The sequence below is a fragment of the Synechococcus sp. Cruz-7E5 genome, from assembly GCF_024345995.1.
In the GTDB taxonomy this organism is placed as follows: Bacteria; Cyanobacteriota; Cyanobacteriia; order PCC-6307; family Cyanobiaceae; genus Regnicoccus_A.
In genome coordinates, this window is the sequence record NZ_JAGQCE010000009.1 from 42,700 (window position 1) to 64,041 (window position 21,342).

The 21,342-nt window shown below is 66.5% G+C and carries 16 protein-coding genes, 1 tRNA gene and 1 other RNA gene; 6 read left to right on the plus strand and 12 right to left on the minus strand.

Annotated elements, in window-relative coordinates:
- Positions 1-32: 32 nt before the first annotated feature.
- Entirely contained in the window at positions 33-881 is an 849-nt protein-coding gene (locus tag KBY77_RS10985) for a galactose mutarotase (protein WP_255104292.1), read from the minus strand.
- Positions 882-887: 6 nt separating this feature from the next.
- Entirely contained in the window at positions 888-1,805 is a 918-nt protein-coding gene (locus tag KBY77_RS10990; RefSeq protein ID WP_399212710.1) for an alpha/beta fold hydrolase, read from the minus strand.
- Positions 1,806-1,822: 17 nt separating this feature from the next.
- On the opposite strand from KBY77_RS10990, the gene KBY77_RS10995 reads away from it, so the two are divergent.
- Positions 1,823-2,119: a hypothetical protein gene (locus tag KBY77_RS10995; RefSeq protein ID WP_255104294.1), complete on the plus strand. Its 297-nt coding sequence runs from the start codon at positions 1,823-1,825 to the stop codon at positions 2,117-2,119.
- Between the two features lie 3 nt (positions 2,120-2,122).
- Here KBY77_RS10995 and KBY77_RS11000 read toward each other — a convergent pair whose 3' ends face one another.
- Positions 2,123-3,460, minus strand: a complete 1,338-nt coding sequence (locus KBY77_RS11000; protein WP_255104296.1) for a cation:proton antiporter — start codon at positions 3,458-3,460, stop codon at positions 2,123-2,125.
- A gap of 276 nt (positions 3,461-3,736) precedes the next feature.
- On the opposite strand from KBY77_RS11000, the gene KBY77_RS11005 reads away from it, so the two are divergent.
- On the plus strand, positions 3,737-6,259 hold the full coding sequence (locus KBY77_RS11005; protein WP_255104298.1) for a glycogen/starch/alpha-glucan phosphorylase: 2,523 nt from the start codon (positions 3,737-3,739) through the stop codon (positions 6,257-6,259).
- 6 nt (positions 6,260-6,265) lie between these two features.
- Here KBY77_RS11005 and KBY77_RS11010 read toward each other — a convergent pair whose 3' ends face one another.
- The 3 genes from KBY77_RS11010 to KBY77_RS11020 all read right to left on the minus strand — a co-directional run bounded on the left by KBY77_RS11010 (position 6,266) and on the right by KBY77_RS11020 (position 7,327).
- On the minus strand, positions 6,266-6,739 hold the full coding sequence (locus KBY77_RS11010; RefSeq protein WP_255104300.1) for a hypothetical protein: 474 nt from the start codon (positions 6,737-6,739) through the stop codon (positions 6,266-6,268).
- A 73-nt stretch (positions 6,740-6,812) separates the two neighbouring features.
- Entirely contained in the window at positions 6,813-7,169 is a 357-nt protein-coding gene (locus KBY77_RS11015; RefSeq protein WP_255104302.1) for a hypothetical protein, read from the minus strand.
- Positions 7,170-7,253: 84 nt separating this feature from the next.
- Positions 7,254-7,327: transfer RNA gene (locus tag KBY77_RS11020), tRNA-Arg, on the minus strand.
- A gap of 65 nt (positions 7,328-7,392) precedes the next feature.
- Between KBY77_RS11020 and rnpB the strand changes: the two genes are divergently transcribed.
- Positions 7,393-7,803, plus strand: an RNA gene (gene rnpB / locus KBY77_RS11025) — RNase P RNA component class A.
- Positions 7,804-7,827: 24 nt separating this feature from the next.
- Complete coding sequence (rnc, locus tag KBY77_RS11030) at positions 7,828-8,592, plus strand: ribonuclease III (protein ID WP_255104304.1); 765 nt, start codon at positions 7,828-7,830, stop codon at positions 8,590-8,592.
- On the opposite strand, the gene KBY77_RS11035 is transcribed toward rnc, so the two are convergent.
- The gene (locus tag KBY77_RS11035) at positions 8,558-8,773 is read right to left on the minus strand and encodes an NAD(P)H dehydrogenase subunit NdhS (protein WP_255104307.1); all 216 of its coding nucleotides are present in this window, start codon (positions 8,771-8,773) and stop codon (positions 8,558-8,560) included. The genes rnc and KBY77_RS11035 overlap by 35 nt on opposite strands.
- Before the next feature lie 85 nt (positions 8,774-8,858).
- On the opposite strand from KBY77_RS11035, the gene rimM reads away from it, so the two are divergent.
- Entirely contained in the window at positions 8,859-9,407 is a 549-nt protein-coding gene (gene rimM, locus KBY77_RS11040) for a ribosome maturation factor RimM (protein WP_255104408.1), read from the plus strand.
- An 81-nt stretch (positions 9,408-9,488) separates the two neighbouring features.
- Positions 9,489-10,973: a mannose-1-phosphate guanylyltransferase/mannose-6-phosphate isomerase gene (locus KBY77_RS11045; protein ID WP_255104309.1), complete on the plus strand. Its 1,485-nt coding sequence runs from the start codon at positions 9,489-9,491 to the stop codon at positions 10,971-10,973.
- Between the two features lie 31 nt (positions 10,974-11,004).
- Here KBY77_RS11045 and selD read toward each other — a convergent pair whose 3' ends face one another.
- The 5 genes from selD to KBY77_RS11070 all read right to left on the minus strand — a co-directional run bounded on the left by selD (position 11,005) and on the right by KBY77_RS11070 (position 21,335).
- Positions 11,005-13,140, minus strand: a complete 2,136-nt coding sequence (gene selD, locus KBY77_RS11050; RefSeq protein WP_255104411.1) for a selenide, water dikinase SelD — start codon at positions 13,138-13,140, stop codon at positions 11,005-11,007.
- Positions 13,121-14,161, minus strand: a complete 1,041-nt coding sequence (galE, locus tag KBY77_RS11055) for a UDP-glucose 4-epimerase GalE (RefSeq protein WP_255104312.1) — start codon at positions 14,159-14,161, stop codon at positions 13,121-13,123. Before galE ends, selD begins: the two co-directional genes overlap by 20 nt.
- Positions 14,158-16,263, minus strand: a complete 2,106-nt coding sequence (locus tag KBY77_RS11060) for a transglutaminase family protein (protein ID WP_255104314.1) — start codon at positions 16,261-16,263, stop codon at positions 14,158-14,160. The genes galE and KBY77_RS11060 overlap by 4 nt, the downstream gene beginning before the upstream one ends.
- A 4-nt stretch (positions 16,264-16,267) precedes the next feature.
- Positions 16,268-18,721 carry a glycogen/starch/alpha-glucan phosphorylase gene (locus KBY77_RS11065; protein WP_255104316.1) on the minus strand — a complete coding sequence of 818 codons (2,454 nt, stop codon included), beginning with the start codon at positions 18,719-18,721 and terminating at the stop codon, positions 16,268-16,270.
- Positions 18,722-18,884: 163 nt separating this feature from the next.
- Entirely contained in the window at positions 18,885-21,335 is a 2,451-nt protein-coding gene (locus tag KBY77_RS11070; RefSeq protein ID WP_255104318.1) for a glycogen/starch/alpha-glucan phosphorylase, read from the minus strand.
- Positions 21,336-21,342 lie beyond the last annotated feature (7 nt).

The following is a 21,342-nucleotide window of genomic DNA, read 5'->3' on the forward strand; positions in this document are numbered from 1 at the left end:
CGTTGTGGCGGTTGCTACTGGGTCGCATCTGGTTATAGAAGCTGATACCGGCAGGCCAGCCGGCAGGTGTCACCGGGAGCCACCTCCAGCCGCCTCTCCCCACTCACCAGGGCGCCCCGTGGAGCCGTCCAGGGCTCCAGGCAGACCATCGAGCGGGGGGGATCGCTCCAGACCACGGCCAGATCGAAGGGGGGTTCGGCCTCGAGCTCCAGGGCCACACCCGCCTGGCGGTCCAGCAAACGCACCGGGCCAGCTGGCTGAGCCAGCAGATCCACCCCCTGCTCCAGCCGCTCCAGCAGCGGGGCGGTGGCGGCGGGCGCCATGGTGCCGTGGTCGAAACAGTGCTCCGGCAGCCCCTCCAGCGACGCCATCGCCAGGGAGGTGACCGCGAAATACGGGTGCAGCCCGAAGGCGAACGGCAGCGGATCCACACCGGGGTTGTGCAGCTCCACCTCGATCGCCAGAGCCCCTGGCAGTGGGCGCAGCTCCAGCTGCAGCCGGAAGGGAAAGGGGAACATGGCCTGGCTGGCAGGGCTGTCGGTCAGGGTCAGGCGCACGCCCTCATCTCCTGGCAACTCCACCAGATCCCAGGGCAGATCGCGGGCAAATCCGTGCTGTTTGAGCGTGAAGGTCCCCTGCGGCAGCGGCAGCTGATCAGCGGGGAGATTGCCGCAGATCGGAAACAGCACCGGCATGCCGCCGCGCACCGAAAGGGCCGGATCGGCGAAGCGGGCCTCATCGAGATACAGGAGCTCACGGCCGTTGCAGCGCCAACCGCTGAGCAGTCCGCCTCGCTCCGGCACCAACCGCAGCAGATCACCGCCAGCTGCGGCGCTGAACTCCCAGTGGGGGTAGGGCGTGGTGCGGTGGGTCAGGGGCATGGGACCTCAGGCAGCGGGCAGGCTCGCGAGCCAGTCCAGCAGGGCGGCGTTCACCTGCCCGGGCACTTCATCGTGGGGGCAGTGGCCGGCGTCGAGCACCACCTCGGTCGTGGCGGCCGGAGCGTGCCGCTGGAAGGCGGCGCGGCGGCCGGCGGCGTTGATCCAGGGGTCGCGGATCCCCCAGAGCAGCAGCAGAGGGGCCTGAAGCTCGGCGAATAGTTCATCGAGCGGCTGGCCACGGGGAATGTCGAAGACGGTGCGGAACACCCCGAAGGCCCCTGGATCAAGCGAAGGCCGCCGGATCGCCTCCACCAGCTCGTCGTCCACGTTGCTGCGGTCGATATAGACCTGATTGAGGGTGCGCCGGATTGTTGACGGGCGCCGCAGGTTCTCGAACAGCAGACGCTGCAGCAGCGGGCTGCGCAACAGAGCGCCGCCGATCGTGCGCTTCGTGATCGCACCCCAGCCCTTCGGTTCGGCCTGCTCGTCGCTGAAGGGGCCAGCGGCATTGATCAGCACTACCCCGGCCGCCTCGCTCCCCAGTGCCGCCCCCGCCGCCAGTGCGGCAAAGCCCCCGAGAGAATTGCCCACCAGCACCGTGGGCCGACCGATCCGCTCGCGCACGTAAGCCACCAGCTGATCCCGCCAGAGCCCTCCGCCATAGGAAAGACCAGAGGGCTTGGCACTGCGGCCGAAGCCCAGCAGGTCGAGGGCATGCACCTCATGCCGTTCGCTCAGCACCGGGATGTTGTACCTCCAGTGGTCTGTGGAGGCACCGAAGCCGTGAACCAGCAGCAGGGCCGGACCCTGGGGCTGCTGCGGTCGGCTGGCCAGGGCATGGACCCCATGACCGTCATGGGTCCAGGGCTCGGGGCGGATGCCGATCAACGCAGGCTTGGCTTGGTCGTCGATGCTAGGGATCACTTCGGTAGGTTCGCTCCGTGCTCGACTCGTCCAGCCTGCTGCCGGGAACGGCCCTGTGGGCTCTGGCGTTGTATCTGCCCCTCTCTCTGCCGCTGGCCCGTCTGGATGAGGCCCTCGCGGAAGGACCACTCCCCGAAGGTCTGCGCGTGATCGTGCTGCTGCTGAGCAGCGTGTTGCTGGCGTTCGCCGTTGGGGGGATCACACAGCTGGGGCTGAGCTGGGCCCTGAGCCCGAGCTGGGCCGCCAGCCTCGGGCTGATGGCAGTGCTGGCCGGCGGGTTCTGGACCCTCGCCTCCCGGCGTGATGAGAGCTGAGCCTCAGGCCGGCTGTTCAGCCAGCTTCTCCTCGCGGCTGAGCACCACACGCAGCAGGATCGGCGAGAGGAACGTGGTGCCGATCACCATCAACAGGATCGCCGCCTCCAGGGCCGGGGTCAGCAGCCCGGCCTGAGTGCCCAGACCCAGGAAAATAAGGCCCACTTCACCACGGGGCATCATCCCCAGACCCACCACCAGGCGGTTGGTCTTCTCCTTGCTGAAGTAGGTCCAGCCGGACGCCACCTTGCCGATGATCGCCACCACCAGCAGGAAGGCGGCCATCACCAGGCCGGGGCGGTTGGCCGGATCCATCGGGTTGAGCACCGTCAGGTCCATGCTGGTGCCGATCAGAACGAAGAAGATGGTGGCGAACAGCGACACCAGGGGCTTCACCGTTTCCTGAATGGCGTGGGTGTTGCGCGATCCGCTCAGGATCAGGCCAGCGGCAAAAGCCCCGAGAGCCGCCTCCAGGCCGATGGCCTGGGCCGCGAAACAGCAAATACAGAGCACAACGAAGGAGGCCACCACCACCTCACCGGGGGCCTTGAGCCGATCCAGCAGCCAGTCGAAGGCAGGGGCGGCCGTGCGGCTCAGAAACAGTGAAACACCGACAAACATGGCGGCGGCCACGAGCAGCTTCACGATCGGGCCGATCTCGAAGGCACCTCCACCAGCCACCGCCACCACCACGGCCAGGATGACGATGCCGAGAATGTCATCGAGAACAGCGGCGCCGATCACAGTCTGACCTTCGCGGGTCTTGAGGTATTTGAGTTCGCCGAAGACGCTGGCGGTGATGCCGATGCTGGTGGCGGTCATGGCCGCACCGGCGAAGATGGCTGGAATCAGCGGCACATGGAAGAAATACAGCAGACCTAATGTGCCCAGCGCAAAGGGCAGGACCACACCAGTGCAGGCCACCGTGGTGGCCTGGGCTCCCACCGCCACCAGCTCATCAAGCTCACTCTCGAGTCCAGTGAGGAACAGCAGGGCGAACAGGCCAAGGGTGGCCACCGCCTGCAGGTTGGGAAAAGTTTCGATGTAGATCGACTCGACCGCATCGGGCGACATCGACGAGAGGGAAGCCACCGCGGAAGTGAACCAGTTGCTCAGCTCCGCCCCGGTTTCAGGAGGGAGAATCAGATGCAGGCCCGAGAGCCCGATCAGCACCCCCGCCACCAACTCACCAAGGATGGTGGGGAGCTGGAGCCGAACCATGATCTCGGCCAGGGTGCGCGCAGCCAGGAAAATCAGCAGAAAACGGCCCACCCCGATCAGGGTTTCGGCCACCTCCCCATTGTGATTGCCGATTTCGAGCAGGAGAGTCGGGAAAGTCATGCAGTCCGTTGTGGCGGCACGTTGTTGAAGTTGGCGGTGACGTTAGACGGGATCTGCGGCAGGCATTGGCTTCTGTCCAGATCGAACTCTGACCACCATGCGTGAATCCACACCGATCGGGGGCTGGTCAGGCTCGTGCCGAACTGCCTGGTCGGCATGCGGAGCGTCCGCGTCGGGGCTGAGCCAAACTGGTCCTGCGCACGGATCGGACCGGCATCGCGTTTCACAGCCGACCGTTGTTCAGCTTCGCCGCTCCACCCCCTTCGCCCCACCTCCATGACCGACGCTCCGCCCAGCCAGCTGAGGCTGCCCACCCCAGGCTGCTTTGCCGACCCTGATCGCAGCGGCCTGACGGCCGATGGCGTCTTCGACGGCATGACCGAGCACCTCTTCTACACGCTGGGCCAGCTCGCCCCCACCGCCAGCCACCACGACCTCTACGTGGCCCTGAGCTACGCCGTGCGCGATCGGCTGATGACCCGCTACCTGGCTGGAATCGAGGCGATCTCGGCCACGCCCACCCGAGTGGTGGCCTACCTCTCCGCCGAATTCCTGATCGGCCCCCAGCTGGGCAACAACCTGCTGATGCTCGGGATCCAGGACGAAGCCGCCGAGGCCCTGCGCCGATTCGGAATTGACTCGCTCGAGGAGATCCTCGAGGTTGAAGAGGAACCGGGCCTGGGGAATGGGGGGCTCGGCCGCCTGGCCGCCTGCTACCTCGAATCCCTCTCCAGCCTGGAGATCCCCGCCACCGGTTATGGCATTCGCTATGAGTTCGGAATCTTCGACCAGCTGATCCGCGATGGCTGGCAGGTTGAGATCACCGACAAATGGCTCAAGAGCGGCTGGCCCTGGGAACTGCCCCGCCCCGACCAGGCCTGCTTCGTCGGATTCGGCGGCCGCACCGAGAACTACCGCGACACCCAGGGGGACTACCGCGTGCGCTGGATTCCCTCCGAGCACGCCATCGGTGTCCCCCACGACGTGCCCGTGCTGGGCTACAGGGTGAACACCTGCAACCGCCTGCGGCTGTGGTCAGCGGAGGCCTCTGAGAGCTTCGATTTCTACGCCTTCAACATCGGCGACTACTACGGCGCGGTGGAGGAGAAGGTGGGCTCCGAGACTCTCTCCAAGGTGCTCTATCCCAACGACGGCACCGATGAAGGCCGGCGTCTGCGCCTCAAGCAGCAGCACTTCTTCGTGAGCTGCTCCCTGCAGGACATGCTGCGCAGCCTGGAACTGCGTGACCTGCCGATCACCGACTTCCCGGAGCACTGGTCGGTGCAGCTCAACGACACCCACCCGGCGATCGCGGTGGCCGAGCTGATGCGGTTGCTGATCGATCACAAACAGCTGAGCTGGGATGCCGCCTGGGACATCACCACCCGCTCGTTGGCCTACACCAACCACACACTGTTGCCGGAAGCCCTCGAGAAATGGGGGCTGGATCTCTTCGGCTCACTGCTGCCGCGACACCTGGAGCTGATCTTCGAGATCAACCGACGCTTCCTGCAGATGGTGCGGCTGAAGCATCCAGGCAACGAGACGATGCTGCGGCGGGTTTCGATCATCGATGAGAACGACGGCAAGGCGGTGCGGATGGCCCACCTGGCCACCGTGGCCTCTCACCACGTCAACGGTGTGGCGGCCCTGCACAGCGAACTGGTGCGCACCCAGCTCTTCCCCGAATTCGCCTCCCTCTGGCCCGAGAAGTTCACCAATGTGACCAACGGCGTCACACCACGCCGCTGGATCGCCCTCGCCAACCCGCTGCTGCGGGAGCTGCTCAATGAGGTGATCGGCCAGGACTGGGTGCGCAACCTCGACGACCTGCGCCAGCTGGAGGCCTTCCAGAACGACGCTGGCTTCCTGGAGCGCTGGGGCCAGACCAAGCTGGCGGTGAAGCGTCATCTGGCCCAGTACATCCACCGCCAGAGCGGACTGCTGGTGGATCCTTCCTCGCTCTTTGACGTGCAGGTGAAGCGGATCCACGAATACAAGCGCCAGCACCTGAATGCGCTGCAGGTGATCGCCCAGTACCTGCGCATCAAGAACGGCCTCGGCGACAACTTCGCCCCGCGCACCGTGATCTTCGGAGGCAAGGCAGCACCTGGCTACTACATGGCCAAGCTTATTATTCGTTTTCTCAACGGCATTGCCGAAACGATCAACGCCGACCCTGACATGGACGGACGCCTGCGGGTGGTGTTCCTGCCTGACTACAACGTCAGCCTGGGTCAACGGGTGTATCCGGCCTCAGACCTCTCCGAGCAGATCTCCACCGCTGGGCTGGAGGCCTCCGGCACCGGCAACATGAAATTCGCCATGAATGGGGCGCTCACGATCGGCACTCTCGATGGCGCCAACGTGGAGATCCGCGAGCAGGTGGGCGCCGAGAACTTCTTCCTCTTCGGCCACACCACCGACGGCATCGAGGCCCTGCGCGCGGGGACCTACCGCCCCTGGGAGCTGATTCCGAGCATCCCGGAACTGCCGGAGGTGCTGCAACTGGTGGAGCAGGGTCACTTCAGCAATGGCGACACGGAGCTGTTCAAGCCCCTGCTGCAGAACCTCACCGGCCGGGATCCCTACTTCGTGATGGCGGACTTCAGCGACTACATGCGCGCCCAGGACGCGGTCAGTCAGGCCTGGGGTGATCGCACCACCTGGAACCGGATGTCACTGCTGAACACGGCGCGCACCGGCTTCTTCAGCAGCGACCGCTCAATCCGCGAGTACGCCAAGCGGATCTGGCAGGCAGAGCCGTTCCCGGTGACGATCAGCTGCGTGATCGACTGAGAGGCCTCAGGGCCGGTGGTCCGGCAGGTCGGGGGTCTGGTGGAGCAGACGGTTCAGCCGCAGACGGTCGGCATTGAGGGGGTCGGGGGCCAGCTCTCCGGCCAGCTCCCGGAATTTCTGCTCCACATCCTCAGGCACACGCACATCAAAGATGCGCTCCATCAGCGCTTCGATCGAGAACAGGTGGGCATTGATGTTCTCCAGATCGGCGATCGCCTGCTGCAGGCTCTCCTCCTCGGGGGAGCCGGTGGCATCTGCGGGGGTTGAAGCCACGGGCTGAGGCGTGGACGGCTCGGCCTCACCATCGCCATGGGTTTTCTGCAGCTCTTCCAGCACCCGGCCTGCCAGGGTGCGGAACGACTGCAGCGCAGCCCAGTTGAGTTCCTGCTGCTGCCGCAGAGTGGGATTCTCCCGGATCAATCGGTCATGTTCCCGATAAAATCGCTGACAGTCAGGGCATTGGCAGGGCTCTTCGGGCACCGCGCTCCCTTGGTTCCTTGACGCCCATCATGGCATTGGAAGTCCGGGGCTGCCGCTGGGAGCTCCAGCAGCCTCAGGCCAGGCGATCGAAGGGGCCCAGCAGGTCCAGCTGATCGTCATCCCCATCAGCGTCGTCGCTGTCGCCGCCGTCCTCCTGGAGGCTGGGCAGGGGGATTTCGATCGAACTCACCAGCTGGATCACATCGCGCAGGCGCATCGAATCGGCAAACCAGCCCATCGCCTGCTCCATGTCGCCCCGTTGCTCCGCCTCGACCGACTGTTCCTGATGCACCTCGGCCAGCAGGGCCAGCCAGCAGAGGCAACGGGCCTGAACGACGGAGAGGTCGAGTTCATCAGGCTGGCTGCGGGCGATCCGCTCACCCTCCTGCTGAACCAGCAAGCGCAGACGCAGATCGTGAAGCTCGTTCATGCAGGGATCACGGCCTTCTCAACGCTAGCCAGGGAGCCCTGCTTGGGAAGGCCACCACCGGTAGCGTTCCCTACCAAGTGAGTACGGGGCTGGCGGGACTCGAACCCACGACCTACGGTTTAGGAAACCGTCGCTCTATCCGGCTGAGCTACAGCCCCCAGGCTGTTCATTATCGGCATGGGGCGTTCCCTGAGGCCAGACCCCTCTGCCTACAGTCGGGAGTGAAAGCAGGCGAGGTGGTCGCGATCGAAGGGGGGAGATCAGTTTCGGCTGGTGACTCCGGCTTCGGTTGAGGAAAGTCCGGGCTCCCCAATGGCCAGGCTTGCTGGGTAACGCCCAGTGCGGGTGACCGTGAGGAGAGTGCCACAGAAACACACCGCCGATGGCAGGGGGCTCGCTCCCTGATCAGGTAAGGGTGCAAGGGTGCGGTAAGAGCGCACCAGCAGCATCGAGAGGTGCTGGCTCGGTAAACCCCGGCTGGGAGCAAGGCCCAGGGACAACGGTTGGCCATGACACCCGTCCCGACACAAGTGCGCCGCTCGAGGCCGTCGGTAACGGCGGTCCCAGACAGATGCCCACCCTGGTCCGCTGCGGCGGGCCGGAACAGAACCCGGCTTATGTCCTGCTTTCACCCTTTCAAGCCTCCGCAGGGAGGCCAATGGTCCTCCGCGAAGCCCCCGTGCCCCTGAGTGACGAGCGCCGCCTCCGCCTGGTGGGGTTCCTCGCGGTCCTCGGGCTGGCCGAGGCCAGGTGCCCCGACCTCGACCTCGCCCCGATCGAGGAGGCCCTCACCCACAGCTCCGCCGGCCGGCCCTGCAACCACGAACGGCTGGAGTTTCTCGGCGACGCCGTGCTGCGGCTGGTGGCGGCGGAATACCTGGAGCGCCACCACCAAGCCCTGGACGTCGGCCAGCGCTCGGCCCTGCGGGCCCAGTTGGTGAGCGACCGCTGGCTGGCAGAGCTGGCAGAGCGCTGCGGCATCGAGGCGATGGTGCACCTCGGACCGGTGGCTGCAGGCGACAGTGCAGCACGGCAGACGATCCGCGCCGAAATCTGCGAAGCCCTGATCGGCGGGCTCTACGAGGCCACAGGCAGCCTGGCGCCGGTGCACAGCTGGCTCACACCCCACTGGCAACGCAGCGCCAGTGAGCTCCTGGCCGATCCCTACCGCCACAACTGGAAGACGGGTCTGCAGGAGTGGAGCCAGGCCCGGGGGCTCGGCCTGCCCCGCTACCTCTGCGAGGAACGCAGCCGTCTCCACGGCGACCCCAGACGCTTTCACTGCTCCGTGAACCTGAACGGCCAGCCGCTGGGTGAGGGCTGGGGAGGCTCAAGGCGCGACGCCGAGCAACAGGCGGCCCGCATGGCCCTGTCAAAGCGGCAGGGGTTCAGCTCGCTTCCAGCGTCGTCAGAGGCATCGTGACCAGCTTGTCCCAGTTCCCCCCCTCGAACAGCACCGCCGCCTGGCTGCCGCTGATGCGCTGCACGAAGCCCCGGTAGCCGTTGTAAATGGAGCGTTGATCACGGACAACGACGGTGGTGCCAGGCAGCACCAGCGGCGCCACAGGCTGTGCATCCACTGAAGAGGAATCAGCCGCAGCCATGGAGGGAACGCACGAGTAAGTCCATTATCGAGCTGATCGGCAGGATGGGGCGCAGATGCGCGGCGGATCAGTCGATGGTGGGTCGATGGTGAGCGAAGGGGACGGGCCCGAGGCGTGGCTGGTGGTAGGGAAAGTGGTGGCGGCCCAGGGGCTGCAGGGGGAGCTGCGGGTGGTGCCCCGCACCGATTTTCCTGAGCGCTTCACACGGCCTGGACAGCGCTGGCTGCGCCGGGCCCTGGAACCCGCCCGTGCCGTGCAACTGCTCTCGGGCCGTCAATTGCCCGGCCGGGAGCTGTTCGTGGTGCGGCTGGAGGGGGTCGGCACGCGGGAGGAGGCCGAGGCTCTGGTGCACCAGGATCTGCTGGTGGAAGCAGGCGATCGGCCCCGCCTGCAGGAGGGGGAGTTCCACCTTCTCGACCTGCAGGGACTGCAGGTGCGCCTGGCCCCCCAGGGCGAGGTGATCGGCACCGTGGTGGATCTGATCCATGCCGGCAACGACCTGCTGGAGGTGGAGCTCAACGGTGAGCCGACCCGGCGGGCGCTGATTCCCTTCGTGGAGGCGATCGTTCCGCGGGTGGACATTGCCGGCGGCTGGCTGGAGATCACCCCACCTCCGGGGCTGCTCGACCCGTGAGGGTCTGGCTGACGGCTGACGCTCCAGGGCGTTCCCCATAGGATTCGAGCCAGCATTGCCCTGACTCAGGTGGATCCGACGATGAGCCCAGCGGCTTCCCTCGTTCCAGTGATCCTCTGCGGCGGCACCGGCACCCGCCTCTGGCCCCTCTCGCGAGCCAGCTATCCGAAGCAATACTGGCCTCTGGCCGGCAGCGGCGAGGAGACCCTGCTGCAGCAGACCCAGTTGCGGCTCAAGGGGCTGAACCAGCTGGGCGCTCCGCTGCTGATCTGCAACGAGGATCACCGCTTCATCGTGGCCGAGCAGATGCGCCAGATCGGGGTTGAGCCCGGCGCGATCCTGCTGGAGCCCCTCGGTCGCAATACGGCGCCGGCCATCGCGGTGGCGGCCCTGCATGCCACCAGCCGGGGGGAGGATCCCCTGCTGCTGGTGCTCGCCGCAGATCACGTCATTCAGGATGGAGCGCGCTTCCGCGCCACTGTCGAGGCCGGCCGCGCCGCCGCCGAAGGCGGACTGCTGGTGGCCTTCGGCATCGTGCCAACGGCTCCGGAAACCGGGTACGGCTACATCGAGGCGGTGGAACCCCTGCCCCAGGCCACCCCTGGTCGGGTCGAGCCGTCGATCCCGGCCCCCACTCCGATCGCGCGCTTCGTGGAGAAACCCGATGCGGCCACGGCGGAGGCCTTTCTGGCCAGTGGCCGCTTCACCTGGAACAGCGGCATGTTCCTCTTCCGCGCCAGCGCCATCCTGGCTGAGCTGGAGCGGCTGGCGCCGGAGGTGGTGAGCTGCTGCCGCGGGGCCATCGACCACGACAGCGCCGACCTTGATTTCCTGCGCCTGGAGCGGGAGTCGTTCGCCAGCTGCCCCAATGTCGCCATCGACGTGGCGGTGATGGAGCGCACGGGGCTGGGCGCTGTGCTGCCACTGGAGGCGGGCTGGAGCGATGTGGGCAGCTGGAGCGCCCTCTGGGACACGGGAGAGCGCGACAGCGACGGCAACGTCCTGCGCGGACGGGTGATCAGCGAGGGCTCTCGCAACTGCTACCTGCGCAGCGAGCACCGGCTGGTGGTGGGTCTGGGAGTGGAGGATCTGGTGGTGATCGAAACCGATGACGCCGTGCTGGTGGCCCACCGCGACCGGGCCCAGGACGTGAAGACGATCGTGAACCGCCTCGCCGCCAGCGGCAGCCCCGAGGGCAAGGCTCACCGGCGCATCTACCGGCCCTGGGGCTCCTACGACGGCATCGTCGAGGGGAGGCGCTGGCAGGTCAAGAAGATCGTGGTCAATCCCGGCGCCAGCCTCTCGCTGCAGATGCACCACCACCGCGCTGAGCACTGGGTGGTGGTGCAAGGCACGGCCGTCGTGGAAAAGGACGGCGTCGAGGAACTGGTGGGTGAGAACCAGAGCACCTACATCCCCCTGGGCGCCAAGCACCGGCTCAGCAATCCCGGCAAGATCCCCGTGGAGATGATCGAGGTGCAGAGCGGCCCTTATCTCGGCGAAGACGACATCGTCCGCTTCGAGGATCGCTACGGGCGCTCGGACATGAGCCTTCCGGTCCGCTGACATCTCCGGTACGCCGATCTCTGCGACCCGCTCAGTCAGGGCCGGCCAGCACGGTCCCGATCAGCTCGGCCCACCGAAATCCGGCTGCACGCACAGCTGCCAGAGCCGCCTCCGCCTCGGACTCCGGCATGGCCGCCAGCAGCGGACCGCAGGTCTGGGGGTCGATCAGCAGCTCCTGCAGGGGGGCCGTAATCGGCACGGCCTGAACCCTGCCGCTCTCCAGCTCCTCCCAGGCGCTGCGGTTGGCGGGCGCCAGGCTGCTGGCGAAACCCTGCTTCAGCAGCTCCACCGCCCCGGGGAATGCCGGCAGCACCTCCAGCTTCAACTCCACCCGCAGAGGCCCCGGCGAGGCGCGCAGCATCTCACTGAGGTGCCCCAGCAGCCCGAACCCGGTGACATCGGTGCAGGCACGGCAGCCATGGGCGGCCAGCAGCTCCACGAGCGACTGCTGGCTCTGGGCCATCACCTCCAGAGCCCCATCGATCCACTCCGGCTCCGCCGCTCCGGCCATGGCGCCCGCGAAGAGCACGCCGCTCCCGATCGGACGGCTGAGCAGCAACCGATCACCGGCGGCCAGATCGCCCTTGGCCCAGAACCGGCCCGGCTCACAGCGGCCGTTCACACTCAGGGCAAGGCTGAGTCCCTCAGCGGCGCTGCGCTGCTCCAGGGTGTGCCCCCCCACCAGCCGGGCACCGAGGGAATCGAGCACTGAGCGCACCCCGGCCAGGGTCTGCAGCAACCATTCCTCCTGCAACGCCGCCCTTCCCCGCGGCAGAGTCACCAGGGCCTGGACACTCTCCACCCGGGCGCCACAGGCCCAGAGGTCGGAGCAGGCATGCAGGGCGGTCAGCCGCCCGTTCAGCCAGTCGTCACCTACCAGGGCGGGGAAGCCATCGAGGCTCTGCAACACCAGTCCTTCCTCAGGGGAACCGGCGATCAAGGCGGCATCGTCAGCGCCAATCGGAGCCCCATCCGCCTGTCCGGCTCCAGCTGCGGCCCCACTCAGCCGCTCCAGGGCAGCGCGCAGGGGAGCGGCGCCCAATTTGGCGGCGCAGCCCCGGCAAGGGCTCTGCTCGGCCATCGGAGCCAGAGCCTGGAAGCGGGTGATGAAGCGGCGGTCGATCCAGGCCTTGCACCGCCACAGCCAAAGGGAGGGACCCAGGCAGAGCGGTCCCCACAGGGCCAGAGCACGCGGTTGGCCATCGACGGCCCCACCATCCCCCAGCAGCTGCAGAGCATGGCGTGGCGGGTTCCAGCGGCGCAGGGGTTCAGAGCGCAGGGAGCGGCGCAGGTTGAACGCCAGCACGGGAGCCACCCGCACGGCCCACACCCCGCTGGGGGGGCGTGGCAGCGAGCGCACCAGGCCGCAGTCGCCGCAGGCGAACACACCGGGATGGCCCTCCACCTCCAGGCTGGCCTCCGTGAAGACCCGTCCCGTGAGCGGGTCGCAGGGCAGACCGCCGGCCGCCAGCCAGAGCGGAGCCCGGCTGCCGGTGCAGCGCACAAGTGGACCCGATCCATGGGCCGAGGCCCTGGCATCAGCCCCGGGGTCCAGGCTCTGCAAGGGCACGCCCGCCGCCGCCAGCATCCGCTCCCCGGCCCGGTTGGCCGCAGGCGTCCCCAGGGCAAGGCTTTGCCCTCGCCGCACCAGCTCCACCCGCAGTCCCCGGGCCTTCAGGGCCAGGGCCACCTCCACCCCGGCCGCCCCGCCGCCCAGCACCCGGCAGGGAGTCGGGCCAGGTACAAGCGACTCCCACCAGTCCAGGAACGGCTCCAGCGGCTTGATCGCCATCCCACCCGTGCCCGTGGTGACAGCCCCCACATCCAGGCTGAGCCGGTCCCAGCACAGGGGGGGACGGCCGGCCAGCTGCAGCTCACGCTTGGCTGGATCCAGGCCGGTGATCTCGGCCCGCACGAAGCGCACCCCAGCACGATCGCAAAGGCGGCGGAGATCGATGGAGGCTTCGCGGCGGCTGTAAAGCCCTGCGATCAGGCCCGGCACCATGCCGCTGTAGAGAGCTGTGCTCGCACGACTCACGAGGGTGATCAGCGCCCCCCGGGGCAGGCCCTCCATGGCCCAGCGGCGCAGCAGCAGGGCATGGCTGTGGCCACCCCCGGCCAGGATCAGGTGCTGCTGGAGTGTCTCCTCAGTCCCCACGCGGCCCATAGCCCTGGGGATTGGCACTCTGCCAGGCCCAGCCATCGCGGCAGATGGCGTCGAGGTCGCGGTGCGTCCGCCAGGCCAGCCGCCGCTCAGCCAGCGATGGATCCGCCACCGTGGCCGCCACATCTCCTGACCGCCTGGGCACCAGGTCATAGGGAACGGGGGAGCCGCAGGCCCGCTCGAAGGCGGCCACCACCTCCAGGACCGAATGGCCCCGGCCGCTGCCCAGGTTGAGGGTGAGCAACTGGGGGGGCTCGACCATCAGCACCTCCAGGGCCGCCCTATGACCGTCGGCCAGATCCATCACGTGGATGTAATCGCGGACGCCGGTGCCGTCAGGGGTTGGCCAGTCGGAGCCGAACACCTGCAGCCGGGGCCGACGCCCCACCGCCACCTGGCTCAGAAAGGGGAAGAGGTTGTTGGGGATGCCGCCTGGATCCTCGCCGATGCGGCCGCTGGGGTGGGCACCGACGGGATTGAAATAGCGCAGGCGCGCCACCCGCCAGCCCGGCTCGCTGGCCCACACATCGGCCAGCATCTGCTCCACCGCCGCCTTGGTGTAGCCGTAGGGGTTCACTGGAGCGACCCGGGCGCATTCGGCGATCGGCACCGTCTCCGGGGCGCCGTAGAGCGTTGCACTGCTGCTGAAGACGATCGTGCGGCAGCCGGCCTGAACCATGGCCGCCAGCAGAGCGCGGCTGCCGCAGAGGTTGACGTCCCAGTAGCGCAGGGGATCGGCCACCGATTCAGCCACGGCCTTGAGACCGGCGAAATGAACCACGGCCTCGATCGGCGCCGCAGCGAAGGCCCGCTTCAGGTCGGCGCCGCTGCGCAGATCGCCTTCGATCAGCTGCAGCCGTGGGGCGGCCAGCGGGCCGGCCAGCTCCTGGACGCGTCTGAGGGCTTCGGGTGAACTGTTGGAAAAGTCGTCGAGCACCACCAGCTCATGACCCGCCTCCAGCAGCACCAGGCAGGTGTGGCTGCCGATGAAGCCAGCACCGCCGGTGATCAGCAGCTGGCTCATGCCAGCCTCAGATCGAGGGTGCGCAGACCGGCCGCCGGAGCGGGCCATGGGGCGCCGTGGACGCCCCAATCATCTTTGGGGTCAGGGGCCTCATTGGGCTCGAAGCTGATCCGATCCGATCCCTCTGCCCCCAGCTGGAAGCGAGCCGGGTCGGCGGCCGGGCCGCTGATCTCCAGCCGCAGCGGCAGGTGCGGATCGATGCAGGGGTGGAGGGAGGGATAGAGGCGGCTGTGGCGGTAGCGCAGGCCGAGCCAGCCGTCGCCCAGGGGAAGTTCCCGGCCGTTCAGTCGCAGCGAACAGGACTGCAGGAATGCCGTGTTGGCCTTCAGCTCAAGGCGCTGCAGGGAACTGTCCACGAAGCGGCTGGTGTTGCCCCCCTGAACCGGGGTATCGCAGAGCAGGGGCCATGGCTCGAGAGCCCTGCGAATCTCCAGCCTGGCTCCCTCCTGCTCCCAGCTCAGCAACAGCGGAAAACGCCACTCCCAGATGGCACGGAAAGGTTCAGGCTCCAGCACCAGGCCATCGCGCGCCAGCAGATCCAGCACCCCCTGGAGGTCGGACCAGATGGCCTGAGGCAGCTGCATCGCATCGTGGAGACGATCTCCGAAGGGCTCGAGCCGGGTGGGGCGGTGGGCCGGATCGAGCAGATGGGCAGCCAGTGCGCTCCAGAGCAGGGCGATGGCCGCTGTCCAGTCGGGATCGGGCAGCGTTTCGATCGCCCGGAACTCGATCAGGCCCTGGCATCCGGCCGCCCAGGCGGGATTCCAGAACTTGTCGAAGCTGATCTCGCTGCGGTGGGTGTTGCCGCTGCGGTCGGCATGGAGGTGGCGCAGGGTCTCGCTGATCAGGATCCGCTGATCCCCCTCAGGAAGAGATTCGATCGCCCGGTGGGCCAGCTGCAGATCAAGGGAACTGGCGCTGCCTTCATCGAGGCGGGGGGCCTGGGACGCAGGTCCGACGGAACTGTTTCCGAACAGGTAGGAGAGGCTGGGGTGCCGCTGCCAGAAGCGCAGGATCCCCACCAGCCAGGCCGGTCTTGAAAAGAAAGGATTGGTCTCGAGGCTGGGGCCACCCCAGAGCAGATGGTTGCCACCGCCAGTTCCTTCCTGTCGATGATCCCCCACCTGCTTCCAGCTGCGCAGCCCCACCGCTTCCGAGGCCTCGCTCAGGGTACGGATCCAGAAGCTGTATTCAGCCCAGCCGTGGCAGACCGGCAGGTTCACCTCCAGCACGCCGGGATCAGCCGTCAGGCCCAGCACGTTCCAGCGACCGTCGAGATCGTGAGGGAGGACGCCGCTGAGTTCGGGCTGGCTCCAACCGGCACTGGCCTCGGCGATCAGATGCAGCAGCTGCTCCAGGGGCTGGCGGTGCAGGGGAGGCAGGAACAGGTTCCAACCACGGGGGCTCACCTCCAGGGTGAGCACCTGGCGCAGCACTCCCTCAGGAAAGTGCTGCAGCGGCAGGCGCAGCCCCGCCGGGCCGCTGGCTGGAAGCAGCTGGCGCAGGGGTTTGGCCAGGGGCCAGCGGGCCGCCTGCCAGCCTTCGGGGAGATCGGGTTCCTCCTCTGTCGGGATGCTGTGGGACAGGGGGACAGCCCAGACCTTGGAGCTGGGATCGAGGGGATCCTTGAGCCGCAGGGGGTGGACCTCATGGCCGAGGGCCTTGCCGATCCCATGGAGAAACTCCTCGGCCCGCTTGGCCGGCAGGGGGATGGGAGCAGCCTGATCGGCCGGGGATTGGGCCGATGCCTGCTGGGGCCATGGCACCAGCGGGCTGCCATCGAGGCCTGTGATCAGCCTCAGCGCCCAGCGTGGGTTGACCTCGCCGTCGTAGCGCTTACCCGGGCAGTACATCAAGGTGCTGCCGGGCCAGACCCGCCGCTGCAGTTCGGCGGCCAGACGCCGAGCGTAGCTCAGCTTGGTGGGGCCATCGGCCGCCACCGACCACTCGGCACCCTCGGGGTCGATCGGCACCACCGTGGGCTCACCGCCAAGGGTGAGCTGAATGCCTTTGGCACTCAGGCGCCGCTCCGCCTCCGCGGCGGTGACGGCCATCCAGCCGGGATCCACGGATGCGGGCCGGATCGACTCAGTGACCACCATCGGCTCAGCGGGTGCCCGGCTGGGCCGATGACAGAACCGTGCAGGCATTGATGGGCATCGACTCCACGTTCCAGATCCGTTCTGCATAGTCGCGGATCGAGCGGTCGCTGCTGAAGAAGCCGCAACGGGCAGAGTTCAGCAGAGACATCCGGCTCCAGCCGACGGCATCCACCCAGGCCGCATCCACGGCGTTGTGAGCCTGGCGGTAATCGCCGATGTCGGCCATGACCCGGAAGGGATCGCTGCCACAGAGGTTGGCCAGCAGGGGGTGGAACAGGTCGCGATCGCCCTCACTGAAATGTCCCGAGCCGATCAGATCGATGGCCTCCCGTGCGATCGGATCATTCTCCAGCCATGGCATCGGGTGATATCCGCCTCTGTTGATCGCCTCCAGCTGCTCAGCGGTGTGGCCGAACAGGAAGAAGTTGTCGTGGCCGACGAGATCCCTGATCTCGATGTTGGCGCCATCGAGGGTGCCGATCGTGACGGCCCCATTCAGTGCCATCTTCATGTTTCCGGTGCCGGAGGCCTCCAGGCCAGCGGTGGAGATCTGCTCGGAAAGGTCGACCGCTGGGTAGACCTTCTGCCCCAGGCTGACACTGAAGTTGGGCAGGAACACCACCCGCAGGCGCCCGTCCATGGCCGGATCCATGTTCACGATCTCGGCGATGCCGCCGATCAGGCGAATGATCAGCTTGGCCATGGCGTAGCCAGGCGCAGCCTTGCCGCCGAAGATGAAGGTGCGCGGCGGCAGGTCCTCGCCATTGCGGATGCGCAGATACCGCTCCACGATCTGCAGGGCAGCCAGGTGCTGGCGCTTGTATTCGTGGATCCGCTTCACCTGCACATCAAACAGGGAGGAGGGATCCACCAGCACGCCCACCTGCTGGTGGATCAAGTTGGCGAGGCGTTGCTTGTTCAGTTCCCGCACATCGCGCCAGCGCTCCAGGAAGCCTTCGTCATCGGCATACGACTCCAGACGCGAGAGCTCGCCGAGGTCGCGGCGCCAGGTGCTGCCGATGGTGTCATCGAGCAGGCCCGAGAGGGACTGATTGGCCACGGCAATCCAGCGCCTGGGGGTGACTCCGTTGGTGACATTGGTGAACTTCTCCGGCCACAGCTCCACGAAGTGAGCGAAGAGGTCCTTGCGCACCAGCTTGCTGTGCAGCTCCGCCACACCGTTGACCCGGTGGCTGCCCACCACCGCCAGGTTGGCCATGCGCACCTTGCGGTAAGGCCCCTCCTGGATCAGTGACATCCTCTCCAGCAGAGCCGGCTGGCCGGGGTTACGGATGCGCACCATGCGCAGGAAGCGGGTGTTGATCTCGAAGATGATCTCCAGCTGTCGAGGCAGCAGCTGCTCGAACAGGTCGACTCCCCAGGTCTCGAGGGCCTCCGGCAGCAGGGTGTGGTTGGTGTAGCTGATGCAGGCTGTGGTGATCGACCAGGCCGTATCCCAGTCGACGCCGTGTTCATCGATCAGCAGCCGCATCAGCTCGGCCACCGCGATCGCCGGGTGGGTGTCATTGAGCTGAACGGCAAACTTGGTGTGGAACTCCGTGACCGGCAACCCCTGACCCTTGAGGATGCGGAACATGTCCTGCAGGGAGCAGCTCACGAAGAAGATCTGCTGACTCAGGCGCAGTTGCTTGCCCTGGTCGGTCTCATCGTTCGGATAGAGCACCTTCGAGAGGGTCTCCGAATTGATCTTCTGCAGCACCGCCCGGGTGTAGTCACCGGCATTGAAGGAGGCGAAGTCGAAGGACTCCGGCGCCTGGGCCGACCACAGCCGCAGGGTGTTGGCGGTGTGAACCCCGTAGCCCAGGATCGGGGTGTCGTAGGCCACCCCAAGCACAGTGTGACCGCCGATCCTGACCGGATAGGACCATTCAGCGCGTATCACCTCCCAGGGATTGCCCTGGGCCAGCCAGGGATCGGTGCTCTCGACCTGGCAGCCCCGCTGGATCTGCTGGCGGAAGATGCCGAATTCGTAGCGGATGCCGTAGCCGATCGCCGGCAGCTCAAGGCTGGCCATCGATTCCTGGAAACAGGCGGCCAGACGACCGAGGCCACCGTTGCCCAGACCAGGCTCGGGCTCCTCGGCGATCAGGTGCATCAGGTCGAGGCCCAGCTCATCGCAGGCGGCCTGGGCCGCCTCACGCAGACCCAGGTTGACCAGGTTGTTCTCCAGGTGAGGGCCGAGAAGATATTCGGCTGAGAGGTAGGACACCGTGCGCACCCCACTCTGGGTGTAGGCCTCGGCCGTATCCACCCAGTTCTGCAGCAGCTGATCGCGCACGGCCATCGCCAGGGCGCAGTAGTAATCGTGGTTGGTGGCCAGTGACGGGGACTTGGCCTGGGTGAAGAACAGGTGCCGGCGCATCGCCTCGGCCAGGGCGTGGCCATCCAGGGATGGCGACGCGCCAAGGTCGGTGGGAGGGACGGTACTTGCTGCCATGGAGGCGGATCGAGTCAACTTCTCCCTTCATGCTGCGGGAGCCCACCCCATCGCTGCTGGAACGGTTACCGATTCAGGTTCATTCCAGGTTCCCTGAAGATTCAGCTCAGGCAAGCAGCAGGCTGCCTCGCCAGACACGGCCGTCGTCGCGCTCACCGCCGCCTCAGCTGGCTCCAGACATGGTCGAGGGAATCAGGGCCACGGCGTCGATCGGTACCGGCTTCACCTTCCAGATGCGCTCGGCATACTCACGGATCGAACGGTCGCTGCTGAAGAAGCCGCAGCGGGCGGTGTTGAGCAGGGACATGCGGCTCCAGCTGGTGGGCTCGAGCCAGGCATCATCCACCGAATTCTGGGCGCGGCGGTAATCGCCCAGATCAGCCATCACCCGGAACGGGTCAGAGCTGCAGAGGTTTGCCAGCAGCGGATCGAACAGATCGCGGTCGCCTTCGCTGAAATGGCCCGAGCCGATCAGATCGATGGCCTCCCGTGCGATCGGATCATTCTGCAGCCATGGCATCGGGTGATACCCGCCTCTGTTGATCGCCTCCAGCTGCTCAGCGGTGTGGCCGAACAGGAAGAAGTTGTCGTGGCCGACGAGATCCCTGATCTCGATGTTGGCACCATCAAGGGTGCCGATCGTGACGGCACCGTTCAGGGCCATCTTCATGTTGCCGGTGCCGGAGGCCTCCAGGCCGGCAGTGGAGATCTGCTCGGAAAGGTCAACCGCTGGGTAGACCTTCTGACCCAGGCTGACGCTGAAGTTGGGCAGGAACACCACCCGCATCCTGCCGTCCATCGCCGGATCCATGTTCACGATCTCGGCGATGCCGCTGATCAGGCGAATGATCAGCTTGGCCATCGCATACCCAGGTGCCGCCTTGCCGCCGAAGATGAAGGTGCGCGGCGGCAGATCCTCGCCATTGCGGATGCGCAGATAACGCTCCACGATCTGCAAGGCCGCCAGGTGCTGGCGCTTGTATTCGTGGATGCGCTTCACCTGCACGTCGAAGAGGGAGGTGGGATCGACAAGAACCCCCAGGTCCTGATGGATGGCATTCGCCAGCCGCTGCTTGCTCTGATCGCGCACCGTCCTCCAGCGCTCCAGAAAGGCAGGGTCGCCAGCATGCGGCTCCAGGCCCTTGAGCTCGCCTAAATCTCGCCGCCAGCCGGTTCCGATCGCCTCGTCCATCAGAGCCGAAAGAAACGGATTGGCGACGGCGATCCAGCGGCGTGGTGTGACTCCGTTGGTCACATTGGTGAATTTGTCAGGCCAGAGTTCCGCGAATTCGGGGAACAGCTGTTGGCGCACCAGGGTGCTGTGGAGTTCGGCCACACCATTGACATGGTGACTGCCCACCACAGCGAGGTTTGCCATCCGTACCTTGCGATGCGGCCCCTCCTCGATCAGCGACAGTCGCTCCAACAGAGCCGACTTGCCGGGATAACGGATACGCACCATCCGCAGGAAACGGGCATTGATCTCATAGATGATCTCCAGATGCCGGGGAAGCAGATGGGCGAACAGATCCAGGCCCCAGGTCTCGAGGGCCTCCGGCAGCAGGGTGTGGTTGGTGTAGCTGATGCTGGCTGTCGTGATCGTCCAGGCCGTATCCCAGTCGACGCCATGGTCATCGATGAGCAGCCGCATCAGCTCGGCCACCGCGATCGCCGGGTGGGTGTCGTTGAGCTGAACGGCGAACTTCTCATGGAACTGGGTTACCGCCATTCCCTGACCCTTCAGGATGCGGAACATGTCCTGAAGACTGCAGCTTACGAAGAAGATCTGCTGACTGAGGCGCAGTTGTTTGCCCTGTCCGGTCTCATCGTTAGGATAGAGCACCTTCGAGAGGGTCTCCGAATTGATCTTCTGCAGCACTGCCTGGGTGTAGTGCCCGGCATTGAAGGAGGCGAAATCGAAGGATTCCGGCGCCTGGGCCGACCACAGCCGCAGGGTGTTGGCGGTGTGAACCCCGTAGCCCAGGATCGGGGTGTCGTAGGCCACCCCAAGCACCGTGTGACCGCCGATCGTGACCGGATAGGCCCACTCCGGCCGGATCACCTCCCAGGGATTGCCCTGGGCCAGCCAGGGGTCAGTGCTCTCCACCTGATGGCCGTTCTGGATCTGCTGGCGGAAGATGCCGAACTCGTAGCGGATGCCGTAGCCGATCGCCGGCAGCTCAAGGCTCGCCATCGACTCCTGAAAACAGGCGGCCAGACGGCCTAGTCCGCCATTGCCGAGCCCCGGCTCCGGCTCCAGGGCAATCAGATCCTCCAGGGAATGCCCCAGTTCGGCGCAGGCAACTTCCGCGGCTTGGCGGATGCCGAGATTCACCAGATTGTTCTCCAGGTGGGGGCCCAGGAGATACTCCGCCGAAAGATAGGTGGCGGTGCGTACGTGTTGCTTGGTGTAGGCCTCGGCCGTGTCCACCCAGTTCTGAAGCAACAGATCACGCACTGCCAGGGCCAGGCAGCAGTAATGGTCGTGAGGGCTAGCCAGCGACGGCGACTTGGCCTGGCTGTAGAAGAGATGCCGGTGCATCGACTCGGCCAGAGCACGCGCATCTCTCTGGGGACCGCTGAGGTCGATGGACGGCGCGGTGGAAGAAGCCATGACGTGT